This window comes from Burkholderia pyrrocinia (assembly GCF_018417535.1).
Classification (GTDB): domain Bacteria; phylum Pseudomonadota; class Gammaproteobacteria; order Burkholderiales; family Burkholderiaceae; genus Burkholderia; species Burkholderia pyrrocinia_E.
Genome location: NZ_CP070977.1, coordinates 1,999,130 through 2,022,809, shown reverse-complemented (window position 1 = coordinate 2,022,809; position 23,680 = coordinate 1,999,130). Strand labels below are relative to the sequence as shown.

Here is a 23,680-nt window from a genome sequence, read left to right as displayed (position 1 = left end):
GGGACGAGAGCCGGGTGGGCCGTTACGCTGCAGCCGCGCGGCGGGCCGCGCCGCGCTCGTGGACGAGCCTGCCGGCCGCATAGGTGCGGTACACCGCGCGGTCGTCGCCGAGCAGCGCGAGCGCGAACAGCAACTCCTCGAGCGAATCAGCACGCTTCGTGCGGCGCGCGAGCAGCGGCGTGGCCTGCGGATCGAGCACGACGAAGTCGGCCTCGGTGCGCGGCGCGAGCGTGCCGACCGTGTCGGCGAGGTCGAGCGCCTGCGCGGCGCCGGCCGTCGCGAGCCAGAACATCCGCGTCGCGCTCAGGTGGTGACCCGACAGCCGCGCGACCTTGTGCGCTTCGTTCATCGTCTGCAGCATCGAGAACGACGTGCCGCCGCCGACGTCGGTGGCGAGCGTGACGGGCACGTCGTATGCGCCGGCCTTGTCGAAATCGAACAGCCCGCTGCCGAGGAAGAAGTTCGACGTCGGGCAGTGCGCGACGACGGTGCGCGTCTCTGCCATCCGGCGGCGGTCCTCGTCGTCGAGGTGAATGCAGTGGCCGTACACCGCGCGCGGCCGCAGCAGCCCGTAGCGGTCGTAGATGTCGAGATAGCTGCGATGGCCGGGGAACAGCTCGGCCACCCATTTCACTTCGTCGACGTTTTCCGCGACGTGGCTCTGCACGAACACGTCCGGATGGCGCCGCGCGAGTTCGCCGCACGCTTCGAGCTGCGCCTCGGTCGACGTCGGCGCGAAGCGCGGCGTGAGCGCGTACATCTGGCGGCCCTTGCCGTGCCAGCGGTCGATCAGCTCGGCGCTGTCGTCATAACCCGATTGCGCGGTGTCGCGCAGGAATTCGGGGCAGTTGCGGTCCATCAGCACCTTGCCCGCGATCATCCGCAGGTCGCGCGCGTCGCTCGCCGCGAACAGCGCGTCGGCCGACTGCTTGTGCACCGTGCAGTAGACGAGCGCGCTCGTCGTGCCGCAGGCGAGCAGTTCGTCGACGAAGAAGTCGGCGACTTCGCGCGCATGCTCGGGATCGCCGAACTGGCGCTCGGTCGGGAACGTGTACTTGTCGAGCCACGGCAGCAGGCCCGGCGCCGGCGACGCGATCATGTCCGTCTGCGGATAGTGGATGTGCGTGTCGATGAAGCCGGGCACGATCAGCTTGTCGCGCAGGTCGTGGACGATCGCGTCGCGCGCGAGCGTCGCGGCGAGCTGCGCATGCGGGCCGGCCGCGACGACCTTGCCGTCGTCGACGATCAGAAGGCCGTCGGTCTCGTAGTTCGCGGCCTGGCTCGATTGCGCCGGGTCGCCGTTGAAGGTCAGCAGTTGGGAACGAAAAGCGGTTTGCGTCATGACGAATGGTCCTGCATCAAGGTAAGGCGAACAGAAGAAAGCGATCGACACCGCGCGGGCGACGGCATGGATGGCACCGCCCGCGCGAGGGCGGGACGGCGCTTCGCGAGTCGCCGCGACACACTGCGTGCGGCGCGGCCGGATGCGATTGCCCAGGCGCTCGTGGCGGCCGGGGCCGCCATCGCGTGGTTGCCGGCGAACCTCGCAGCGTTGGCGATCCCGACCGCTGCGGCGGCGAACGGGACGGCAAGCCGCGACCGCACGCGCCGGCGGGCGGCGACGGACCGCGCTATCGCCACGCGGGCGACGATCGCGCTGCACGCGCTCGCACCGGGCGCACGCGTGCGTTCGGCGCGGCGCAAGGCCGGGCCGGGAATCGCGAAGCGGATGCCGTTGCCGTGTTTCATCTGTCTAGCGCACCTCGATGCCGGCCGTCACGCGGCCTGCCAGTACGCGTCGAGGCGCGCGATCAGTGCGTCGCGCTGCGCCGGGTCGACGAACGACGCCTCGAAGCCGTTGCGGATCACCGCCTTGACTTCGGCATCCGTGAGCTGCAGCCCCGCGACCGTCGCGAAGTAGTTTTCATTGACGTAGCCGCCGAAATAGGCCGGATCGTCGGAGTTGATCGTCACCGCGACGCCGCGGTCGAGCAGTGCCTTCAGCGTGTGCTTCGCCATGTCGTCGAACACGCACAGCTTCAGGTTCGACAGCGGGCAGACGGTGAGCGCCGTGCGCGTGCGCGCGAGGCGTTCGACGAGCGCGGCGTCCTCGATGCTGCGCACGCCGTGGTCGATCCGGTCGACGTTCAGCACGTCGAGCGCTTCGTAGATGTACGCCGGCGGGCCTTCCTCGCCCGCGTGCGCGACGAGCTTCAGCCCGAGCGCGCGCGCTTTTTCGAACACGCGTGCGAACTTCGTCGGCGGATGGCCGAGCTCGGACGAGTCGAGGCCCACGCCGATCAGGCGATGGCGATAGCGCTCGAACAGCGGCAACGCGGATTCGAACGTCGCGAGCGCGTCCTCTTCGGACAGGTGGCGCAGGAAGCACAGAATCAGCTTGCTCGACAGCCCGCGCTGCTCGGCATCGGCGAGTGCGCGTTCGATGCCCGCGACGACCGTCTCGATCGGCACGCCGCGTTCGGTGTGCGTCTGCGGGTCGAAGAACAGTTCGGTGTGAACGACGTTGTCGGCGAGCGCGCGTTCGCAGTACGCGGCCGTCATGTCGTAGAAATCCTGCTCGGTCAGCAACACGCTCGCGCCTGCGTAATAGATGTCGAGGAACGACTGCAGGTCGGTGAACGCGTACGCGGCGCGCAGCGCGTCGATCGAGTCGTACGCGAGCTTCACGCCGTTGCGCTGCGCGAGCGCGAAAATCAGTTCGGGCTCGAGCGAGCCTTCGATATGGATATGCAGCTCCGCTTTCGGCGCGCGGGCAATCTTGTCCTTGAATGTCGGGGTCATGGCGTCGTTCTTGGTCGGTCAGTATGTAGGGGAAGCCTGCGCGTTGGCGTTCGCCTCGACGGCCTGCAGCAGTTGCGCGGCCACCGAGATCGCGATCACTTCCGGCGCCTTGTCGATGATGCCTTCGACACCGATCGGGCAGCGCATTCGCGCGACCTGGGCCGGGTCGATGCCGATGGCCGCGAGGCGATGATCGAACTGCACGCGTTTGGCGTGCGAGCCGGTCATCCCGAAGTACGCATAGTCGCCGCGTCGCAGGATGCGCTCGGCCAGCACGAAATCGAGTGCGTGGTCGTGCGTCATCACGACGAAGTAGGACTGCGGCGGCGCCGCGTCGACGGCGTCCGCCGGGGCAGCGGCCGCTTCGATCGCGAGATTGCCGATGCCGGCGAGCACGTCGGGCGGCGGGAACACCGCATCGGGCCCGTCGATCCAGCGCACCTGGCACGGCAGCGTCGCCAGCACCTTCACGAGCGCGGTGCCGATGTGCCCGGCGCCGAACAGCACGACGGGGAACGCATACGGCGCGATCGTTTCGGTCATCAGCGACACACCGCCGGTTTCCCACAGCAGGCAGTCGGCCCGTGCGGCTTCCGATTCGGGCTCGCTCAACAGCGGCGCGCCCGGCGAGGGGCCGAATGATACGCTACGCACGGTCGCGGCGCCGGCCGCGACGCGCTTCGATAGCGACATGATCCAGCCGAGATCGCCGACGTCGAGCCGCTCGAACGCGAGCACGACCGCGCCGCCGCAGCACTGGCCGAGGCTCGGGCCGAGCGCGAGCCGCTCGAGCCTGCGCGCGTGGGGCACGTGCGCGCCATCCTTCAGCAGATGCCGTGCGATCTCGATCGCCTTCCATTCCAGATGACCGCCGCCGATCGTATGGCGGGCCATGTCGCGCGTGACGAGCATCTTGGTGCCGGCTTCGCGCGGCGCGGAGCCGTCGGTGTGCGCGACCGTCACGAGCACGGCCGCTTCGCCGTGCGCGAGCAGTTGCTGCAGATCGCCGAGCCAGGCCTCCATCAGCACGCTCCGTTCGGGACGACGCAGCACGACACGCGGCGCGGGCTGGCGGGCGCGGCGGCAACGCGGATGGACGGGAGCGGGGCAGGCCGGCCGCACGGCCGATGCAGTGCGGCGGCGGCGCGCTGACGACGCGCGCGAACGGCGCCGCCGGACACGCGGACGCCATGAGGGTGACGGATGCGGATGGTTTGCGTTGTCATGATGAATCCAGTCGACATTGCGGATCGGGCGCGCGTTACGCAGGGAGTGGTGAGACCGCCTGGCCTCGCGCACGTAGATCGCCATCCAGTGACGAAGATAGCACCGCATTGCGGCGCGAACATCGCCGGGCGGTGATCCGCGCTATCAGGAGGCGATCATGTCGATCATAGGCCCGTCGCGCGGTATCGGGGCGCCGATGCGTGCGCACCGGGTCGAAACGCAGGCGTGACGGGGCGTGGGCGCGGCAGTCGCGCGACGCGCGTTCGCCCGGAAATCCGGGCGGCGGCGGGGTAGGGGTTTACACGAGGCCGGCCAGGTGCGGCCGGTGCAAGCGCCCGGCCCTGCCGGGCGCCGACGGACTGGCGGTTCGCGGCCCGACTGATCGGGCCGCGCGCGCAGCGAGCCGTTAAAGCGGCCGGCCGGTCAGGCCGCGAGTTTGCGGCGATGGCGCCAGAGGCTCGCGACGACCGCAATCAGGATCGCGGCGAAGCCGATCAGCGCCCAGCCGGGCAGCAGGATGCCGAAGATCGGTGGGTAGACGGTCTCGCACAGCCCGGCGACCTTGAACATGCCGGGGAACCACTGCGCGGGCGGCAGGCTGTCGATGATCGGCTGCAGCGTGTCGAAGCCGCAACTGAAGCCCGGATTCATCTGGATCGACAGGTGCCGCGCGGCCGTGCCGACGCCGCCGGCCGCGGCGATCGCGATCAGCAGCTCGAGCACCCAGATGCCGCGCCAGTTGCGTATCCCGGCGGCCAGGAACGCGAAGATCCCGATCGCGGCGAAGAAGTAGCGCTGGATGATGCACAGCGGGCACGGATCTTCGTTCTTCACGTACTGCAGGTACAGCGCACCGGCCAGCAGGGCGATACACACCGATCCAAGCAGCATCAGCAGGCGGCGTTCGCGGCGTAGCGCAAGCGTGTAGTCGTTCATGTCGGCGGGGTTCCTCGTGGGTCGGTCCGGAAAACAATCCGCGCGATTTTAGCGCGAACCGTCTGGCACGAAACTGACAGCGCGCGTGCGGCACCCTGCCGCACTGCGCGCGCTGCCCGCCGTCGATCGGTTGGCGCGGTCAGCGGATCGTGTTCAGCACGGCCTCGACCGCCTGGCCGATCGCGAGCAGCGCGTCGTCGCGATGCGGTGCCGCCGCGAGCATCAGGCCGACCGGCGCCGCGTCGCGCGGATGGCACGGCAGCGACAGCGCGCACGCGTCGAGGAAGTTGAACGCGCTCGGGTTGCGCAGGATCAGCGCATTGGTGCGCGTGAACGCGGCGTCGTCTGCCTCGAGTTCCGCGATGCGCGGCGGCACGATCGGCACCGTCGGTGCGACGAGCGCATCGAAGCGCGACCAGACCGTGTGCGCGGCTTCGTCGAGCATCGCGGCGCGCGCGGCGAGCAGGTCGAGATAGTCGGCCGCGCTCGCGGGTTCGCCCTTCAGGATCCGAGTGAGCACGCGCGGGTCGTACTGGTCGCGATGCTGCGCGAGCAGCGGGCGATGCCATGCGTACGCCTCGATCGGCGAGAAGCCGAAGCGGTTGATGTCGGGCAGCCGGTCGAGCGCCGGGAAGCGCACTTCCATGACGATCGCGCCGGCGGCTTCGAGATGCTTGAGCGCGGCGTCGAGCGCGGCCGCGACGTCGGAGTCGACACCGTCGGTCACGTAGTTCGTCAGCACGCCGAGCCGTACGCCTTCGAGCGGTCGTGCGGCCGGCACGTGCGGCTCGAGGCCCGCGAGCATCCGGTCGACGAGTGCGCAGCAGGCGACCGTCAGGCCGATCGGGCCGAACGAATCGAGCGTCGTCGACAGCGGCACGCCGCCTTGCGTCGGGATCCGGCTCGCGGTCGGTTTGAAACCTGTCAGCCCGCACAGCGCGGCCGGAATGCGGATCGAGCCGCCCGTGTCGGTGCCGAGCGCGACGGCGGCCATCCCGTCGGCGACGGACGCGGCCGCGCCCGACGACGAGCCGCCGGAAATCCGGGCATCGCCCGGTACGTCGCGATGGTACGGCGAGCGCGGATTGCCGAAGTGCGGATTCAGCCCGAGCCCCGAGAACGCGAACTCGCTCATGTTCGTGCGGCCGACCAGCACGGCGCCCGCGCGCTTGAGCCGTGCGACGGCGACCGCATCGGTGCGCGCGGCCGGCGCGTCGTCGAGCACGCGCGAACCCGCGCGCGTCACCTGGCCGGCGACGTCGAACAGGTCCTTCACCGACACGGGAATGCCCGCGAGCGGCGACAGCACGGTGCCCGCGGCACGCAGCCGGTCGTGCGCGTCGGCGGCCGCGCGCGCGTTGTCGGCATCGACTTCGGTGAAGACGACGGCGCCCTGGCCCGACGGATCGGCGATCCGGTCGAGCGCGGCGTCGACGAGCGCGCGGCTCGTGGTCCGGCCGGCGGCGAGGTCGGCGGCGAGCTGGGCGAGCGGGGGGAAGGGCGTGAAAGTGGTCATGGTCGGCTCAGGGGCGAAGATGTTGAAGAAGCGTGGCGCGGAACGAGTCGATATGGCCTTCGACGGCCGCGCGCGCGCCGGTGGCGTCGCGCGCGGACAGCCGTTCGAACAGTTCGCGATGCTCGTGCTGGACGTCGGCGAGATGGTGGGGTTCGGACAGCGTGACGAACCAGAAGCGCAGCGAGCGCTCGTGCAGCGCGCGCAGGATCTCGGCGAGGACCGCATTGCGTGCGGCCGCGGCGATCGCCTGATGAAACGCGCGGTCGAGTTCCATCATGCCTTCGACGTCGTGCGTGTCGACACAGGCCTGCCCGTCGTCGAGCAGCGCGGCCATGCGTGCGAGATCGTCGGGCGTCGCATGGCGTGCGGCGAGCTCGGCGCAGTGCGCTTCGTTGATGCGCCGCACGTCGATCACCGCGACGATATCGTCGAGCGACAGCGGCTGCACCATCAACCCCTTGCGCGGCATCACGGACAGCAGCCCTTCGAGCACGAGCCGATGCACGGCCTGGTGCACCGGCGTGCGGCCGATCCCCGTGCGTGCGACGAGGTCGGCTTCGTTGATGGCGGCGCCCGGCTTCAGGCGCATCGTGATGATGTCGCGCTGGATCAGTGCGTAGGCGCGGTCGGCGAGACTGACCGCCGACGCGGCGGGCCGGTCGCGGGTGACGTCGGTCAGGGCGTTCATGCGGGTTGCGGCGCGGCGGCCGGACGGGGCGCGATCATGGCGCGTGCGATCGGGAAGCGTGGACGATGCGTGGATATTATTGTGATATATCACTGATGTCCAGTACACGCGGCGACGACGTGGCGACGTGGTGGCGTCCCCGGCCCGTGATCCGGGATGCTGCCCGGCGCGGCTTGCCGCCGACTTGCAACCGGACTTGCAACAATATCGACAGGATGTTGCAGGTTTGCCGCGCGATCGTGCACTGAAGCATAATGAATCCTCGTCTATCCATACGCGTGAGCGACGTACCAGACCATCGTCATGAGCGAAAACACGCCTTCCCCGGCCGGTCTGCCCGGCACCCCTTCCGTTTCTTCCGATTCTCCCCGTCCCGATCCGGCGAAAACGCCCGATGCGCCGGCAGCGCAGAACGTTGCCGTGGACGGCGCGTCGCCGGTGACGGCTGCCACCGAGCCGGGTGCACCGGGTTCGACGGGTGCCGCCAGCGATGGCGTCGCCGCGCCGCCGAAGCCTGGCGCGCCGCCGCCCGGGTTCGGCGCGCATCCCGATTTCGATACGCCGCGGCCGCCGCCCGCGAGCGCGCAGCATGCGCCGCCGGCGTACCTGAAGCAGAGCGACACGCCGTGGTCGGTGTTCGGCCGAATCATCGCGGCCCGCGCGCGCCGGCTGTTTGATCGCGCCGGCCAGCGCATCACGCAGCGCACGCTGCGCATCGGCGTGTCGGCGCGGATCTTCCATCCGGAGCCGGGCGCGAAGGGGCTGCGGGGCAAGACGCTGCAGTATCTCGAGGAATCGATCGCACACTGGGTGATGTCGCGCGACGTGCTCGTGTTCATGATTCCGACCGTCGGCCACCAGGGCATGATTCACCCGAGCAATATCCGCCTGCGCGACTACGCGAAGCATCTCGACGGCCTGCTGCTGCAAGGCGGCGCCGACGTGTCGCCGCAAACCTACGCGGCGTCGGATGTTCGCCCCGAATGGCCGGGCGATCGCGTGCGCGACATGTACGAGCTCGAGCTGCTGCACGAGTTCGTCGAGTCCGGCAAACCCGTCCTCGGCGTCTGTCGCGGCTGCCAGTTGATCAACGTTGCGTTCGGCGGGTCGCTGTATCAGGACATCGCCACCGACGTGCCGACCGCGAATGCGCATGTGAGCGAGCATTACGACCAGCATCGCCATGCCATCCGCTTCCCCGACTCGTCGACGCTCGCGAGCATGTTCCCCGGGCGCAGCGAAGCGATCGTCAACTCGATCCACCATCAGGCGATCCGCGATCTCGGCCGCGATCTGAACATCGAGGCCGTGTCGGCCGGCGACGGGATCATCGAGGGCATCCGCCATCGGCGTTCGCCGTTCGTTGTCGGCGTGCAATGGCACCCCGAGTTCCATCGTGCGGGCGGCGCGGAGTTGCTCGACTGTACGCCGCTGCTCGATGCGTTCCTGCGCGCGGCACGCGAAACCCGTCTGTAGCAAGCCACATTCTTCGTATCGCACGAAGGCCGGCCGCATCCCGATTAATTCGAGATGCGGTCGTTTTGTTTTGAACGATAATCGCGAGTTCCGATTCGTTCGCCGGAGTCTGACGTTGGCTTTCCGAAACTTTTCCCCTGCACGATGCGCAACGTGGATCGTTGCGCTGGCCGCCTGCGCGCAAGCGGGCGCGGCGTGGTCCGCCGACGCGACCGCGCCGGTCGCCGGTACGCGTCCGGCGGTCACGAGCCTGAGAGGCGATGCGGTGCCGGCGGCATCCGCCGCAGCCATCCCGAACGCCTCGGACGCCAGCGCGCAAGGCAACGTCGCCGAACTGACGCAGATGCTGCACGACGGCCGGATCGTCGAGATGCGCACGACGTACAACGGTAGCTACGGTGCGAGCCTGATGTTCGATCCGCGCGAGATGACGTACTACGTCGCGCTGTTCCAGGACAAGCATCTGTGGCGCGTGATCCGGTCACAGGAGAAGAGCCGCGCGGAGATGGTGTACGCGAACTTCGTCGAGCAGACCGTGCAACTTGCGGATCTCGAGATCCGCCGTACCGAGCTGCAGGCGCAGAAGGCGTTTCTCGAACGCGTGATCGCGCTGCAGGCGAATCGTGCGCAGCAGTTGCAGGCCGACCTGAGCGTCGCGCGCAGCCAGCAGGCCGAGGTCACGCAGCGGCAGAAGTCGGCCCAGGAGCAGACGCAGGCGCTGCAGGTCGAGAAGCGGGCCGCGCAGATGCAGTTGCGCGATCTGCAGGAGCAGGTGCGGCAACTCGAGAAGCAGACCGAGACGGGGCTGCCCTCGCACAAGTAACGATTCGTCAGACCGACGGAGAGAGACGAGCGAAACCCGGCGAAGCGATCTTCGCCGGGTTTTTTATTGGGCGACCGTCAGCGCGCGAATGCGTCCGGTGTGTCGGTCACGCGGCGATGGGACAGTTGCGATGTCCAGTCGAAACCGGCGGCGGGCGCGTGCGCTGAACGGGCTGGCTGCGCAGCGCGCAGCGCGTTTGCCATTGCGATCAGCGTGTGCGGATCGTCGAGCGTGTCGAGCGTTTCGCGCGCATCGTGTGTATCGCGTGCGTTCGTTGCGTGTGGCGGCGGGACGAGCCGATCGCGTGTGCGGGCGTTGGCGGTATCGCTCGGGATTGGCGGACGTGCAGCCAGTCGCGGCACGGTCGGTATTCGCGCCGGGGTCGCTGTCGTGCGCTGGCCATTGGTTCGATGCGGCGATGTCGGCGATGCAGCGGCGGCGCGCCGCACGTCGGACGTTGCTTTCGGGCGAAGCGACGCTTGACGAGGCACGGCGTGATGCGTGGCCGATAGTGATTCTTCGGTTCTCGTGACAGGTGTCGCCGCTGTTCGCTGCGGTGAAGTGTTCGTCGACGTACCCGGCTGAACCGCGGCGCCCCGTACGGTGCCGGTTGATGACGTGGCGGATTCAGGCGCACCGCCGGCCATCCGGATCGTGTGCGCAGGCTCGAAGCCCGTGTACGGTTCATGCGCGGCAATCAGCCAGCCGATGATGCCGAGCGCGCCGAAGCTCCAGCAGATTGCATACATTGCACGTCGGTCGCGAGGGCCCTGGACGGTACGTCGGAAGCGCGTGCCGGTAACGGCAGCCTGCACGACCGGCACCCCTGCCGAATTCGGCGCTGATGTCGCTACGGGCAGCGGCTGCCAGCGGCACGCGCGGTGCGGACTGTCGACGTCGATGCAGGATGTCGTCAGTGTCGCGAGGCAGTGCTTGCCGGGCCGCGCGCCGGGTGCACCGCGAAAGGTCCATTCGCGTCCGAACGGCGGTACGTGATCGAGCGGGGCGGCGCGAGGGCGCGCGAGCGCGCCTTCGACGGGGACGAGGGGCGATGGGGTCATAGGGCGGTACGCCGTGCGACACAGACAACCGTGCCGGCCGCGGCGCGGAAATGTCGTCGCAAATCGTGACATTGTGGTTAGTCAGCGAAGGGCGGTCGATCAGATCAATCTGATTTTTGCTTCCGTATTGGGACGACTCGTACGAGTCGAATGCGGGATGACTCGTACGAGTCGAATGTCGCGACGGCGACGGCGACGGCAGCGGCGACACAAGGCAAATGTCGGCTTGGCGTGGCACCATTCGCGAACCATGCCGATGCGTGCGTCGTTGTGCGGCGCGCCGCCCGCGGGCAGCGATGCCCGCGCGCGCCGACCCGGCGTCACGAGCGTCGTCGGATCCATGCGGCGCGGATTCGCACCATCCGATCTGAGCGAGAAAAACATGTCCACAGCGTCACACGCTATCGCGCAGGAATCGAAATTCCGCACCGTATTCCGGGTCGTCAGCGGCAACTTCCTGGAAATGTACGACTTCATGGTCTACGGGTATTACGCGTCGGCCATCGCAAAAACGTACTTCCCGAGCGGCAACGCATTCGCGTCGCTGATGCTGTCGCTGTCGGTGTTCGGCGCGGGCTTCCTGATGCGGCCGGTCGGCGCGATCGTGCTCGGCGCGTACATCGATCATCACGGCCGCCGCAAGGGGCTGATCCTGACGCTCGGGCTGATGGCGCTCGGTACGCTCACGGTGGCCGCGATACCCGGCTACGCGACGATCGGCGTGCTCGCGCCGGTACTCGTGCTGCTCGGCCGGCTGCTGCAGGGTTTCTCGGCGGGTGTCGAACTCGGCGGCGTGTCGGTCTACCTGTCGGAGATCGCGACGAAGGGCCACAAGGGGTTCTATACGTCGTGGCAGTCGGGTAGCCAGCAGGTGGCCGTCGTGTTCGCCGCGCTTGTCGGCGTGCTGCTGAACCGCGCGCTGCCGGCCGAGGAGATGACCGCGTGGGGCTGGCGTATTCCGTTCCTGATCGGCTGCCTGATCGTGCCGTTCCTGTTCCTGATCCGACGTTCGCTGAAGGAGACCGACGAGTTCCTCGCGAAGCGCCACCGTCCGACGATGGGCGAGATCATGCGCTCGATGCTCGACAACTGGGGCGTCGTGGTTGCCGGCATGGGGATGGTGATCATGACGACGGTGTCGTTCTACATGATCACCGCCTATACGCCGACGTTCGGCAAGGAAGTGCTGCACCTGTCGTCGATCGACGCGCTTGTCGTGACCGTCTGCGTCGGCATCTCCAACCTCGTGTGGCTGCCGCTGTCCGGCGCGCTGTCCGATCGCATCGGCCGCCGCCCGGTGCTGATCGCGTTCACGGTGCTGACGCTGCTGTCGGCTTACCCGGCCGTACTGTGGCTCGTCGGCGATCCGTCGTTCGTGCGGCTGCTCGCGGTCGAGCTGTGGCTGTCGTTCCTGTACGGGTCGTACAACGGTGCGATGGTCGTCGCGCTGACCGAAGTGATGCCGGCCGACGTGCGCACGGCAGGCTTCTCGCTCGCGTACAGCCTGGCGACGACGATCGGCGGTTTCACGCCGGCCATCTCGACGCTGCTGATCCACCAGACCGGGAACAAGGCGGCGCCGGGGCTGTGGCTGAGCGTGGCCGCGATTTGCGGGCTGATTGCGACGCTCGTGCTGTATCGCACGCCCGAGGCGCGCAACCAGTACAAGGCGGCCTGACACGCACCCGCACATCGCGCGGCACCGGCCGCAGGCATTGCATTGAAAAAGGGAGCGCAGCGCGCTCCCTTTTTTCGTGTGCGTTCAGGCTTCGCGCAGTGTGCCGGCGACCGCGGCCGCCACGTCGAGCCATGCTCCCGGCGCAGGCTGGCGGGCGATCCTGGCCTGTGGATACCACGGGCAGTCGTCGCCGGTGAACCAGCGCCAGTCGGGCGCGAACGGCAGCATGACCCACAGCGGCTTGCCGAGCGCGCCCGCGAGGTGCGCGACTGCCGTATCGATCGTGACGACGCCATCGAGCCGCTCGATTAGCGCGGCCGTATCGGCGAAGTCGTTCAGCCGGCCGTCGAGGCGATGCACGCGCGGATGCGCGTCGACGCGCGCACGCTCGTCGTCGTCGAGTGCTGGCTGCAGCACGATCCAGTCGACGTCCGGCAGCGCGAGCAGCGGTGCGAGCGCGTCGAACGGCATCGAGCGGTTTTCCTGCGCCTGCCGGCGCCCCGACCACGCGAGGCCGAACTTGCGCTTCGACTGCCCGCCGAGCGAGCCGCGAAAGTGCCGGCGGGCGCCGTCGGGCGCGTCGAGGTAGCGCGAGCCGCCGACGATGTCCGCCGGCTGAAGCCCGAGCAGGAACGGCAGGCTCATCAGCGTGCAGGCGACGTCCGCCGCAGGTGGTTTTGCGGCGCCTTGCGCGACGAGCGTCACGTGCCAGCGCGATGCGGCGGGCGCCAGCAGCGGGACGAGTTCAGGCTGGACTTCGAGTACGACGCGCGCACAGCGTGCGCGGGCGAGTGGCACGAAGCGGACGAACTGCAGCGTGTCGCCGAACCCCTGTTCCGCGCGGATCAGCAGCGTGCGCGACGCAATCGGCTCGCCCTGCCAGCGCGGCAGCGTGCCGAGCGGTATCGCGCCCGGTGTTTCGTGGCGCGCTTCGTACGCGGGCAGGCCGCGCGTGAAGTCGCCGAGCGTCAGCAGCGTGACCGCGCGGTGCAGCCGCGCGAGCGTGAGATCGGGTTCGACGCGCAACGCCTGGTCGAATGCGCGCAGCGCCATCTCGTGCGCGCAGAGCGCGTGATGCGCGTTGCCGAGGTTCAGCCACGCCAGGCTGAACGACGGATCGAGACCGACGGCGCGCTCGTAGTAGGGCAGCGCGTCGCGGTGGCGCGCCTGCGCGCACAGCGCGTTCGCGAGCCCGAACAGCGCGAGCGGAAACGGCGGATGGAGCGCGAGCGCGGCTTCGAACGCGGCGGCCGCTTCGGCATGGCGGCCGACCGCATCGAACGTGTTGCCGAGATTGAAATGCGCGGCGACGAAGCGCGGCTGCGCGGCAATCGCGGCCTGGAAGTGTGCGATCGCGTCGTCGGCGCGGCCCATCGCGTTCAGCGCCATCGCGAGGTTGTTGTGCGCGCCCGCATGCCCGGGCCGCAGTTCGAGCGCGCGACGGAACGCGGCGAGCGCGTCGTCATGGCGGCCGAGCGCGTTCAGCGCGTTGCCGAGATTGTTGTGGATCGATGCGTCGTCGGGTGTGAGCCGGAGCGCGCGGCCGAATGCGTCGATCGCATCCTCGTGGCGCTGCAGCGCCGCATACGCGTTGCCCAGGTTGTAGTGCGCGAGCGGAAATTCGGGCGCGAGCGTCAGCGCGTTGCGAAAGCGGTCGATCGCTTCGTCGAGCCGGCCGAGCGCCTTCAGCGCGTTGCCGAGATTGAGCTGCAGCGCGGCATCGTCCGGACGCAGCGCGACGGCGCGGCCGACGAGATCGGCTGCCTCGGCGTGCTGGCCCTGCTGGTGCCGCAGCACGCCGAACAAATGCAGCGCGTCGGCGTCGGCGGGATTGGTGGCGAGTGCGGCGCGATAGCCGTGCTCGGCCTCGGCGAGGCGGCCCGCGCGGTGTGCTGCATACGCTCGGTCGAATGCGGAATCCATGACGCGAAAACTGACGGAAAGCGCGTATTTTCCCACACCGCGCATGGGTGCCGCGCTTCGGCCGGTCTGCATATGGCCCCGTGACGCGGAGCGGCGTAGACTTGCAGGGTCGCGTGTCATCGAGGTTCTCATGGCTGACACACTGCCCGATATCCCGCCCGTGCTGATCGTCGGCGCGGGGCCGACCGGCCTTGCCGCGGCGATGAGCCTCGCACGGGCCCGCGTGCCGGTGCGCATCATCGACCGCCTCGCCACGCCCGCGCCGTATTCGCGCGCGATCGGCATCCAGGCACGCACGCTCGAACTGCTGGAGCAGCATCGCGCGGTCGAGCCGTTTCTCGCGCTCGGCCATCGCGCGCATGCGGCCGCGCTGCATGCCGACGGCCGCGTGATCGCGCGGCTCGACTTCGATCCGCTGCAAACGCGCTACCCGTATCTGCTGTTTCTCGACCAGAGCATTACCGAGCGGCTGCTCGCCGAGCACCTGGCCGGGTTCGGCGTGACAGTCGAGCGCGGCGCGACGCTGACCGCGTGCGAGGCAGGCGGCACGTCGCTCGACGTGACGATCCGCTGCGCCGACGGCCGCGACGAATCATTCGCGCCGTCGTACCTGATCGCTGCCGACGGCGCGCACAGCACCGTCAGGCATTTGCTCGGCCTGGGCTTCACCGGGCAGGCGTTCGAACAGACTTTCCTGCTCGCCGATTTCGCGGCGATACCCGGCTGGCCGGACGAAGAGATCCACCTGTTCACGACGCCCGAAGGCATGGCGGGCCTGTTTCCGATGGGCGGCGGTCGTTACCGGCTCGTTGCCGACCGGCCGCCCGGCAGCGATGCGTCACCCGATGCGCCGACCCCGTCGCTCGCGGAATGCGACGCGATCGTGCGTGCGCGCGTCGGCGCGTCGATTGCGCCGAGCGATCTCGCGTGGTCGTCCTATTTCCACCTGCACAGCCGGATGGTCGACCGGCTGCGTCACGGCCGCGTGTTCTTCGCGGGCGATGCCGCGCACGTCCACAGCCCGGCCGGCGCGCAGGGCATGAACACCGGCATCCAGGAGGCGTTCAATCTCGGCTGGAAGCTCGCGCGCGTGCTCGGCGCGGGCACGCCCGAACGGCTGCTCGACACCTATCACGCCGAGCGCTACCCGATCGAGCGCGACGTGTTGCGGCAGACCAGTTTCATCACGCAGGTCGTCGAGGCGGAGCGCGGCGCGATGAAGCTGCTGCGCGATCATGTCGTGCCGCTGCTGGTGTCGTTCGGGCCGATGCGCGACGCGGTGCGGCGCACGGTCAGCGAGCTTGGCGTGCAGTACCGCAAGAGTCCGCTCACGCTGGAGCGCGTGCTCGACGGCGGCCCGCGCGCAGGCGAGCGGGCGCCCGACGCGCTCGCGCACGTGCTCGACGGCCCGCTCGGTCAGGCGCCGGGAACGGCGCAGCTATACGACCTGCACGATCCGGCGAGCTTCACGCTGCTGCTGCTCGAAGAGCCGGCGAATGCCGGCGCCGGCGCTGCGCCGCCGCTGGCGGCCGATGCGCAGGCGCTCGTGCAGGGGCTCGAACGAATCATGCCGGGCGCCGTGCGCGTGTGGCGGATCACCGATGCCGAAGACGACGGTGCCGCCGGGCTGGCCCAGGAGTACGGCCGCTCGCGGCCGTCGTTCTACCTGTTGCGGCCCGACGGCTATGTCGCCGCGCGCGGGCGCACGGCGACCGACGCGAGCGCGTTGCTGCGCCACTGCGAAAGCTGGTTCGCGGGCATGTCAGTGTCCGCGTAGCAGCGCCGGTCAGGCGGTTGCCGCGGCAGGAACGAGCGATGCGCGGTGAGTGGCGATCGCGTCGCGCACGATCGGCGCCGCCCGTAGCGCACCTTCGCTCGACGGATCGTCGAGCGAGGCGAGCAATGCGCGGCGCATCCGCGGCTCCCAGAAGCGCCGGATATGCTCGGCGATGCCGGTCAGCGCTTCGTCGCGATCGGGCATCGAATCGAAGAATGCGCCGATCTGGTTGGCCATGTCGATCAGGTGGTCGTTGTCCATCTCCGCCTCACTTGCCTGTCGTCACGGTGTCTGGCGTGCTCGCGCGGCGCTTGAGCAGGTCGATCTGCTCCGCGTTGAAGCGCGCGTACGCTCGCTGCCAGTCGGACGGCTGCGCAACCGGCAGCACCTGCACGGCCGTCACCTTGTATTCAGGGCAGTTCGTCGCCCAGTCGGAGCTTTCCGTCGTGATCACGTTCGCGCCCGATTCGGGGAAGTGGAACGTCGTGTACACGACGCCCGGCTGCATGCGTTCCGTCACGAGCGCGCGCAGCACCGTCTGCCCGGCACGCGATTCGATGCCGACCCAGTCGCCGGTCCGGATGCCGCGATCCTGCGCGTCGTGCGGATGGATCTCGAGGCGATCCTCTTCATGCCACCGCACGTTTTCGGTCCGGCGCGTCTGCGCGCCGACGTTGTATTGCGACAGGATGCGGCCCGTCGTCAGGATCAGCGGATAGCGCTGCGTGACCTTTTCCGGCGTCGGAATGAACTTGGTGATCACGAATCGGCCCTTGCCGCGCACGAACTCGTCTATGTGCATCGTCGGCGTGCCTTCCGGCGCGTGCTCGTTGCACGGCCACTGGATGCTGCCGAGCGCGTCGAGTTTCGCGTACGACACGCCCGAGAAGGTCGGCGTGAGCCGCGCGATCTCGTCCATGATTTCCGACGGGTGCGTGTAGTGCATGTCGTAGCCGAGTGCCTGCGACAGCAGCAGCGTCACTTCCCAGTCCGCGTAGCCCGCGAGCGGCGGCATCACCTTGCGCACGCGCGAGATGCGGCGCTCCGCGTTCGTGAACGTGCCGTCCTTCTCGAGGAACGTCGAGCCCGGCAGCAGCACGTGCGCATATTTCGCGGTCTCGTTCAGGAAGATGTCCTGTACGACGATGCACTCCATCGCCGACAGCGCGGCCGACACGTGCTGCGTGTTCGGGTCCGACTGGACGATGTCCTCGCCCTGGCAATAGAGTCCCTTGAAACTGCCGTCGAGCGCCGCGTCGAACATGTTCGGGATGCGCAGCCCCGGTTCCGGCTGCAGCTTGGCCGACCACGCCTGCTCGAACTGCGTGCGCACGATCTCGTCACTGATGTGCCGGTAGCCGGGCAGTTCGTGCGGGAACGAGCCCATGTCGCACGAACCCTGCACGTTGTTCTGGCCGCGCAGCGGATTGACGCCGACGCCTTCGCGGCCGATGTTGCCGGTCGCCATCGCGAGGTTCGCGATGCCCATCACCGTCGTCGAGCCCTGCGCGTGTTCGGTGACGCCCAGCCCGTAATAGATCGCGGCATTGCCGCCCGTCGCATAGAGGCGCGCGGCCTCGCGTACCCGCTCGGCCGGCACGCCCGTCACGTCGGCGGTTGCCTCCGGCGAATTGTCGGCGCGCGACACGAAATCGCGCCATTGCTCGAATGCGCGTGTCTCGCAGCGCTCGGCGACGAACGCGTCGGCAACAAGCCCTTCGGTGACGATTACGTGCGCGAGCGCGTTGACGATCGCGACGTTGGTGCCGGGGCGCAGTTGCAGGTGGTGCGCGGCCTTCACGTGCGGGCCGTCGACGACATCGATGCGGCGCGGGTCGATCACGATCAGCTTCGCGCCTTCGCGAACGCGCCGCTTCAGCCGCGAGCCGAACACCGGGTGGCCGTCGGTCGGGTTCGCACCCATCACGACGATCACGTCGGCCTGGTCGACCGACGCGAACGTCTGCGTGCCGGCCGATTCGCCGAGCGTCGTCTTGAGGCCATAGCCGGTCGGCGAATGGCACACGCGCGCGCAGGTATCGACGTTGTTGTTGCCGAACGCGGCGCGCACGAGTTTCTGCACGAGATAGGTTTCCTCGTTCGTGCAACGCGACGACGTGATACCGCCGATCGAATCGCGGCCGTACTTCTGCTGCAGCTTGCGGAATTGCGTCGCCGCGTAGGTGAGCGCTTCGTCCCAGCTCACTTCGCGCCACGGGTCGGTGATCTTCTCGCGGATCATCGGCTTCGTGATGCGGTCCTTGTGCGTTGCGTAGCCCCATGCGAAGCGTCCCTTCACGCATGCGTGGCCCTCGTTCGCGAGGCCGTTCTTGTGCGGCGTCATGCGCACGACCTGCGTGCCCTTCATCTCGGCCTTGAACGAGCAGCCGACGCCGCAGTACGCGCAGGTCGTGACGACCGAGTGTTCGGCCTGCCCGAGCTGCACGACGGATTTTTCCTGCAGCGTGGCCGTCGGGCACGCGGCGACGCAGGCGCCGCACGATACGCATTCCGACGCCATGAACGATTCGCTTTCGCCCGCGGCGACGCGCGATTCGAAGCCGCGCGCGGCGATCGTCAGCGCGAACGTGCCTTGCGTTTCCTCGCACGCACGCACGCAGCGGTTGCAGACGATGCATTTCGACGGATCGTACGTGAAGTACGGGTTCGATTCGTCCTTGCGGTCGTGCAAGTGATTGGCGCCGTCGAATCCGTAGCGCACTTCGCGCAGCCCGACGACGCCCGCCATGTCCTGAAGTTCGCAGTCGCCGTTGGCGGGGCAGGTGAGGCAATCGAGCGGGTGATCGGAGATGTACAGCTCCATCACGTTGCGGCGCAGCGACTGCAGCCGGTCCGACTGCGTGCGCACCTTCATGCCCGCTTCGGCAGGCGTCGTGCACGACGCCGGATAACCGCGCCGGCCTTCGATCTCGACGAGGCACAGCCGGCACGAGCCGAACGGCTCGAGCGAATCGGTCGCGCAGAGCTTCGGGACATTGACGCCGGCTTCGATCGCCGCACGCATCACCGACGTGCCGGCCGGTACCGTCACCGGCTGGCCGTCGATTTCGAGCGTGACGTCGGTATCGGCATGCCGTTGCGGCGTGCCGTAGTCGGTATCGTCGAACGGGTCGCGGGTGCGCGCCTGTGCGGCGCTCTTGCACGCGCATTGGCCCGAGCCGCAGCCGCCTTGGCGGACGTTGTTCGTGTCGAGGGACATGCAGGGCTCCTTCTGGGTCAGGCCGCAGCCTTGACCGGGCCCGACGCGGCATCCTTGCCGGCAGCGAGCCCGAAATCTTCGGGGAAATGGTCGAGCGCGGACAGCACCGGGTAGGGCGTCATCCCGCCCATCGCGCACAGCGAACCGGCCAGCATCGTGTCGCACAGGTCGCGCAGCAGCGTGACCTGCCGCTCCGACGTATCGCCGTGGCGGATGCGCGCGATCGTCTCGACGCCGCGCGTCGACCCGATCCGGCACGGCGTGCACTTGCCGCACGATTCGATCGCGCAGAACTTCATCGCATATTCGGCAAGCTCGGCGAGGTTCGACGTGTCGTCGTGCAGCACGATGCCGCCGTGGCCGACCACCGCGCCGATCGCCGTGTATGCCTCGTAGTCGAGCGGTACGTCCCACTGATGGTCGGGCAGGTAGGTGCCGAGCGGGCCGCCGACCTGCGCGGCACGTGCGGGCCGGCCGCTTGCGGTGCCGCCGCCGAAGTCGAACAGCAGCTCGCGCAGCGTGACGCCGAACGCGAGTTCGACGAGGCCGCCGTGACGGATGTTGCCGGCCAGTTGAAACGGCAGCGTGCCGCGCGAGCGGCCCATCCCGTAGTCGCGATAGAACGCGGCGCCGCGCGTGAAAATCACCGGCGCCGTCGCGAGCGTGATCACGTTGTTGATCACGGTCGGCTGGCCGAACAGGCCTGCGAGCGCGGGCAGCGGCGGCTTCGCGCGCACGACGCCGCGCTTGCCCTCGAGCGATTCGAGCAGCGCTGTTTCCTCGCCGCACACGTACGAGCCCGCGCCTTTCGCGACATGCAGCTCGAACGCGTGAGCCGAGCCGAGCACGCGTTCGCCGAGCCAGCCGGCTTCGCGTGCGCGGACGATCGCGGCTTCGAGCGTGGCGATCGCGTGCGGGTATTCGCTGCGCACGTAGATGTAGCCGACCGTCGCGCCCGTCACGATGCCGGCGATGATCATCCCTTCGATCAGGCAGTACGGATCGCATTCCATGATCAGGCGGTCGGAGAACGTGCCCGAATCGCCTTCGTCCGCGTTGCAGACGATGTACTTCTGCGCGGCGCTCGCGTGCCGGACCGTGCGCCACTTGATGCCGGCCGGGAACGCCGCGCCGCCGCGGCCGCGCAGTCCCGATTCGATCAGCGTCTCGCACGCGGCATCGCCGTCGAGCGCGAGCGCGTTCTTCAGGCCGGCCAGGCCCTCGTGCTGCAGGTAGTCGTCGATCGACAGCGGATCGGTCAGGCCGATCCGCGCGAACGTGAGGCGCTGCTGGCGCGCGAGATAGGGCAGCGCGTCGACGACGCCGACGCCGCTCGGATGCGCGCCGCCTTCGAGCCAGTTTGCATCGAACAGGGCCGGCACGTCGGCGGCCGACAGGTTCGCATAGCCGACGCGGCCGGCGGCCGTGCCGACCTCGACCAGCGGCTCGAGCCACAGCAGGCCGCGCGAGCCGTTGCGGACCAGCTCGATCGCGACGCCGCGCCGTTCGGCTTCCGCGACGATCGCGGCGGCGAGCGCGTCGGCGCCGAGGGCCAGCGCGGACGAATCGCGCGGAACGTAGATGCGGGTCGTCATGCGGCCTCCTGCGTGTGGGCGACCGCATCGGCCAGCAGTGCGTCGAACTTCTCCGGCGTGACCTTCGCATGAAGCACGCCGTTGATCGTCAGCGACGGCGACTGCGCACAGAGTCCGAGGCAGTAGACCGATTCGAGCGCGACGGCGTCCGGCGCGTGCGCATTCGCGGCATCGCCGTGCGCTGCGTCGAACCGGCAGCCCGTGCGGGCTTCAGCGTGCGCGGCGAGCGTTTCGCAGCCCATGCTGCGGCACGCTTCGGCGCGGCACACCTGGATCGTCACGCGCGCGGGCGGCGCGGTGCGGAAGTGGTGGTAGTAGGTCAGTACGCCGTGCACTTCCGCGCGCGACAGGTTCAGCGCCCTGGCGAGCGGCGCGACGCAGCCCGACGGCACGTAGCCCGCGTCGTCCTGGATCGCGTGCAGGATCGCGACGAGCGACCGGCCGGCGCGCGCATGGCGCTCGACGAGCGCGTCGTGCGCATGGGAATTCGGGGACATCAGTTATGCTCCTCCAAAGTCTCATATGCGCTTGAAATTCATATAGTGCGCACTGCGACTTCGTTCTGATTGATTTTGACCAACGATAAGCGGAAGATTTCGCGGTCGCAATAGGAAATCGGAGTGCATAATTGATTCGAATCGAATGCGACGCGTATCTGACCGTACGCGACACGGCAGGCCGTACGGCCAGCCTGTCGGACGTCGCGCCATTGCTGGAACTCGTGGCCGACACGGGTAGCATTGCGCAGGCTGCCCAGGCAAAAGGGCTGTCGTACCGGCACGCGTGGGGCATGTTGCGCGCGCTGGAGGCGTGTATCGGCGGGGAGTTGATCGAAACCGCGCGCGGCAAGGGATCGACGCTGTCGGCGCTCGGGCAGGCGGTCGTCGACGCGCAGCGCCTCGCGCGTAGCCGCCTCGACGGGAACCTGCGCACGCTCGCGGCCGAAGTGGCCAGCGACCTGAACCGGCGGCTCGCGCAGCGCGACGGCGCCGTGCGGATCCATGCGTCGCATGGCTACGCGGTCGCGACGCTCGTGTCCGCGCTCGTCGATGCGCAGGCGGCCGTCGACATCAAGTATCGCGAGAGCGTCGAGGCCGTGCAGGCGCTCGCACGCGGCGAATGCGACCTGGCCGGCTTCCATCTGCCGCGCGGCGCGTTTCGCGCGCAGTGCGCGCAGATCTACCGGCCGTGGCTCGACGACACGCGCCACGTGCTGATTCACCTGACGCGTCGCCAGCAGGGTCTGTTCGTGCCGCGCGGCAACCCGAAGCAGGTCCGCGGGCTCGCGGATCTCGCACGCAACGACATCCGCTTCGTCAACCGGCAGCCGGGGTCGGGCACGCGGATGCTGCTGGATCTCGCGCTGCGCGCGATCGGCATCGATCCCGAGCGCATCGACGGTTATGCGTCGGCCGAACTCACGCATTCGGCGATCGCGGCGTTCGTTGCGAGCGGGATGGCCGATCTCGGCTTCGGCGTCGAGCCGGCCGCCCATCATTTCGGGCTCGATTTCATCCCGGTCGTCGACGAGGACTATTACTTCGCGTGCGAACGCGCGCGGCTCGACGCGCGGCCGCTCGCCGGCGTGCTGGCGCTGCTGCGGGACGCGCGCTTCGTCGAGCGCGTCGCACATCTCGACGGCTACGATCCGGCCGCATGCGGGACGCTGACGAGCATCGCAACGGGGCTGGCCGGCGGCGACGGCACGAGCGCGCCGGACGGCAATTCCCGGTAACGGGGACGCGATCGAAGCGCGCTGCAGCAGCGGGGGATTTGCGCTACGCTTGCCGCTTGATCAACGTTCCAACAAGCACGCCGTTCAGGCGTCATCCCGCCATGAAATTTTCCGTTTCCCTCGCCGCGGCAGCGTTGACCTCGGGGCTTCTGGTCGCTGCTTCGCCGTTTGCGTTCGCTCAGAATTCCCCGGGCGTGCCCGGCGGCATCCTGAGCGAACAGTTTCGCCTGAACGAGCATCCGCAGATGCCGTTCGCGGCGTCGGCGCCGTCGCAGAAATATCAGGGCAGCAAGAAGTCGGCGTTGCGTCGCAAGGGCGACCTGGGCGACCCGAACGGCTGCAACCTGAAGTGCCCGATGGATAGCCAGTAACGTGTGGACAGGCGCGTTTGCGCGTGGGTCGTGCGGTGTCGATTCGACAGGCGGCGATGCCCACACGCACATCGGCTTGACCGTCCGACCGGCGCGACTATGTGAATTCCGTGCGATTCCGTCCGAGCCCCGCGAAGCGTTGTCGCTTCGCGGGGCTTGTGCTTTCCGGCGAGCCATCGTGCGACGCGATGCCGGACGAAGCCGACGTTCATGCATCGCGGGTTCGGCAGGTGACCTAGGGTTAACCCGTAAATCAAGAAGAATGCCTTCCAGAAACCCGCCTTATTCTTAAGCATCCGCCTACATAAACTTCGGTTTGTCAGCGCTGAACAGGGTGTTCACCGCGAAAACAGACAAATCTGGAGGTAGGTCATCATGAAGTCGCTCGTTCAAGCTGTTGTCGTTGCCGCCGCTCTCGTTGCTCCGGTCGTGTCGTTTGCCCAGTCTGGCTCGACGATCACCCGCGCACAGGTCCGTGCCGAGCTGGTCCAGCTCCAGCAAGCCGGTTATAACTCCGCCCGCGGCGAAGATCCGCACTATCCGGAAGCGATCCAGGCCGCAACGGCGCGTGTTGCGGAGCAACAGCGCAGTGCGCTGGCGCAAGCGCAAGGTGCCGATTCCAGCGGGTACGGCGCGCAGGCACAGGGCGCATCGGCATCGGGTTCGCGAGCAATGGGCGTGCGTCCGGCCAGCGCTGAAGAAATGAAGTCGCTGTATCGCGGCAGCTAAGTGCGCATTGCCCGGTGTGCTTGAGCGCAGGGTGCGACGACACGTCGTGCCCGAAGCAGTGGCAACCGGGCTGGCCGCTGCCCGGCACGACCGATGATTGTGCGGGCGCGGCAGAACATCCGT

General features: G+C 68.5%; 20 protein-coding genes. 7 read left to right on the top strand and 13 right to left on the bottom strand.

Annotated features, from left to right (window positions below):
- Positions 1–22: 22 nt before the first annotated feature.
- The 7 genes from guaD to JYG32_RS09375 form a co-directional block, all read right to left on the bottom strand.
- Positions 23–1,342 carry a guanine deaminase gene (guaD, locus tag JYG32_RS09405; protein ID WP_213263403.1) on the bottom strand — a complete coding sequence of 440 codons (1,320 nt, stop codon included), beginning with the start codon at positions 1,340–1,342 and terminating at the stop codon, positions 23–25.
- Entirely contained in the window at positions 1,339–1,749 is a 411-nt protein-coding gene (locus tag JYG32_RS09400) for a hypothetical protein (protein WP_213263402.1), read from the bottom strand. Before JYG32_RS09400 ends, guaD begins: the two co-directional genes overlap by 4 nt.
- 27 nt (positions 1,750–1,776) lie before the next feature.
- Positions 1,777–2,802, bottom strand: coding sequence for an adenosine deaminase (locus JYG32_RS09395; RefSeq protein WP_213263401.1), 1,026 nt, complete (start codon positions 2,800–2,802; stop codon positions 1,777–1,779).
- Positions 2,803–2,820: 18 nt separating this feature from the next.
- Positions 2,821–3,825 carry a xanthine dehydrogenase accessory protein XdhC gene (xdhC, locus tag JYG32_RS09390; protein WP_213263400.1) on the bottom strand — a complete coding sequence of 335 codons (1,005 nt, stop codon included), beginning with the start codon at positions 3,823–3,825 and terminating at the stop codon, positions 2,821–2,823.
- Positions 3,826–4,452: 627 nt separating this feature from the next.
- A complete protein-coding gene (locus JYG32_RS09385; RefSeq protein WP_213263399.1) occupies positions 4,453–4,965 on the bottom strand; it encodes a disulfide bond formation protein B in 513 nt (170 codons plus the stop codon).
- 139 nt (positions 4,966–5,104) lie between these two features.
- A complete protein-coding gene (locus JYG32_RS09380) occupies positions 5,105–6,481 on the bottom strand; it encodes an amidase (RefSeq protein WP_213263398.1) in 1,377 nt (458 codons plus the stop codon).
- 7 nt (positions 6,482–6,488) lie between these two features.
- Complete coding sequence (locus tag JYG32_RS09375; RefSeq protein WP_213263397.1) at positions 6,489–7,169, bottom strand: GntR family transcriptional regulator; 681 nt, start codon at positions 7,167–7,169, stop codon at positions 6,489–6,491.
- Between the two features lie 303 nt (positions 7,170–7,472).
- Between JYG32_RS09375 and JYG32_RS09370 the strand changes: the two genes are divergently transcribed.
- Positions 7,473–8,645: a gamma-glutamyl-gamma-aminobutyrate hydrolase family protein gene (locus JYG32_RS09370; protein WP_213263396.1), complete on the top strand. Its 1,173-nt coding sequence runs from the start codon at positions 7,473–7,475 to the stop codon at positions 8,643–8,645.
- A gap of 115 nt (positions 8,646–8,760) precedes the next feature.
- The gene (locus tag JYG32_RS09365; RefSeq protein WP_213263395.1) at positions 8,761–9,468 is read left to right on the top strand and encodes a DUF2968 domain-containing protein; all 708 of its coding nucleotides are present in this window, start codon (positions 8,761–8,763) and stop codon (positions 9,466–9,468) included.
- A 77-nt stretch (positions 9,469–9,545) separates the two neighbouring features.
- Here JYG32_RS09365 and JYG32_RS09360 read toward each other — a convergent pair whose 3' ends face one another.
- On the bottom strand, positions 9,546–10,292 hold the full coding sequence (locus tag JYG32_RS09360; RefSeq protein WP_249744524.1) for a hypothetical protein: 747 nt from the start codon (positions 10,290–10,292) through the stop codon (positions 9,546–9,548).
- Positions 10,293–10,911: 619 nt separating this feature from the next.
- Between JYG32_RS09360 and JYG32_RS09355 the strand changes: the two genes are divergently transcribed.
- Complete coding sequence (locus JYG32_RS09355) at positions 10,912–12,207, top strand: MFS transporter (RefSeq protein WP_213263393.1); 1,296 nt, start codon at positions 10,912–10,914, stop codon at positions 12,205–12,207.
- 84 nt (positions 12,208–12,291) lie between these two features.
- Here the strand turns inward: JYG32_RS09355 and JYG32_RS09350 are convergent, their stop codons facing one another.
- The gene (locus tag JYG32_RS09350) at positions 12,292–14,130 is read right to left on the bottom strand and encodes a tetratricopeptide repeat protein (RefSeq protein WP_407062107.1); all 1,839 of its coding nucleotides are present in this window, start codon (positions 14,128–14,130) and stop codon (positions 12,292–12,294) included.
- A gap of 130 nt (positions 14,131–14,260) precedes the next feature.
- On the opposite strand from JYG32_RS09350, the gene JYG32_RS09345 reads away from it, so the two are divergent.
- Positions 14,261–15,907, top strand: a complete 1,647-nt coding sequence (locus JYG32_RS09345) for an FAD-dependent monooxygenase (RefSeq protein ID WP_213263392.1) — start codon at positions 14,261–14,263, stop codon at positions 15,905–15,907.
- A gap of 9 nt (positions 15,908–15,916) precedes the next feature.
- On the opposite strand, the gene JYG32_RS09340 is transcribed toward JYG32_RS09345, so the two are convergent.
- From JYG32_RS09340 to JYG32_RS09325, 4 genes are read right to left on the bottom strand one after another with little or no spacing between them, the layout of a single operon-like run.
- Positions 15,917–16,168: a formate dehydrogenase subunit delta gene (locus tag JYG32_RS09340; RefSeq protein WP_174381210.1), complete on the bottom strand. Its 252-nt coding sequence runs from the start codon at positions 16,166–16,168 to the stop codon at positions 15,917–15,919.
- A 7-nt stretch (positions 16,169–16,175) separates the two neighbouring features.
- Entirely contained in the window at positions 16,176–19,127 is a 2,952-nt protein-coding gene (fdhF, locus tag JYG32_RS09335; RefSeq protein WP_213263391.1) for a formate dehydrogenase subunit alpha, read from the bottom strand.
- 17 nt (positions 19,128–19,144) lie between these two features.
- Positions 19,145–20,722, bottom strand: coding sequence for a formate dehydrogenase beta subunit (locus JYG32_RS09330; RefSeq protein ID WP_213263390.1), 1,578 nt, complete (start codon positions 20,720–20,722; stop codon positions 19,145–19,147).
- On the bottom strand, positions 20,719–21,219 hold the full coding sequence (locus JYG32_RS09325; RefSeq protein WP_213263389.1) for an NAD(P)H-dependent oxidoreductase subunit E: 501 nt from the start codon (positions 21,217–21,219) through the stop codon (positions 20,719–20,721). The genes JYG32_RS09330 and JYG32_RS09325 overlap by 4 nt, the downstream gene beginning before the upstream one ends.
- Positions 21,220–21,350: 131 nt before the next feature.
- On the opposite strand from JYG32_RS09325, the gene JYG32_RS09320 reads away from it, so the two are divergent.
- From JYG32_RS09320 to JYG32_RS09310, 3 genes are all read left to right on the top strand, one after another.
- Positions 21,351–22,457, top strand: coding sequence for a substrate-binding domain-containing protein (locus JYG32_RS09320; RefSeq protein WP_213263388.1), 1,107 nt, complete (start codon positions 21,351–21,353; stop codon positions 22,455–22,457).
- A gap of 101 nt (positions 22,458–22,558) precedes the next feature.
- Positions 22,559–22,828, top strand: a complete 270-nt coding sequence (locus JYG32_RS09315; protein WP_213265411.1) for a hypothetical protein — start codon at positions 22,559–22,561, stop codon at positions 22,826–22,828.
- A 375-nt stretch (positions 22,829–23,203) separates the two neighbouring features.
- Positions 23,204–23,557: a DUF4148 domain-containing protein gene (locus JYG32_RS09310; protein WP_213263387.1), complete on the top strand. Its 354-nt coding sequence runs from the start codon at positions 23,204–23,206 to the stop codon at positions 23,555–23,557.
- Positions 23,558–23,680 lie beyond the last annotated feature (123 nt).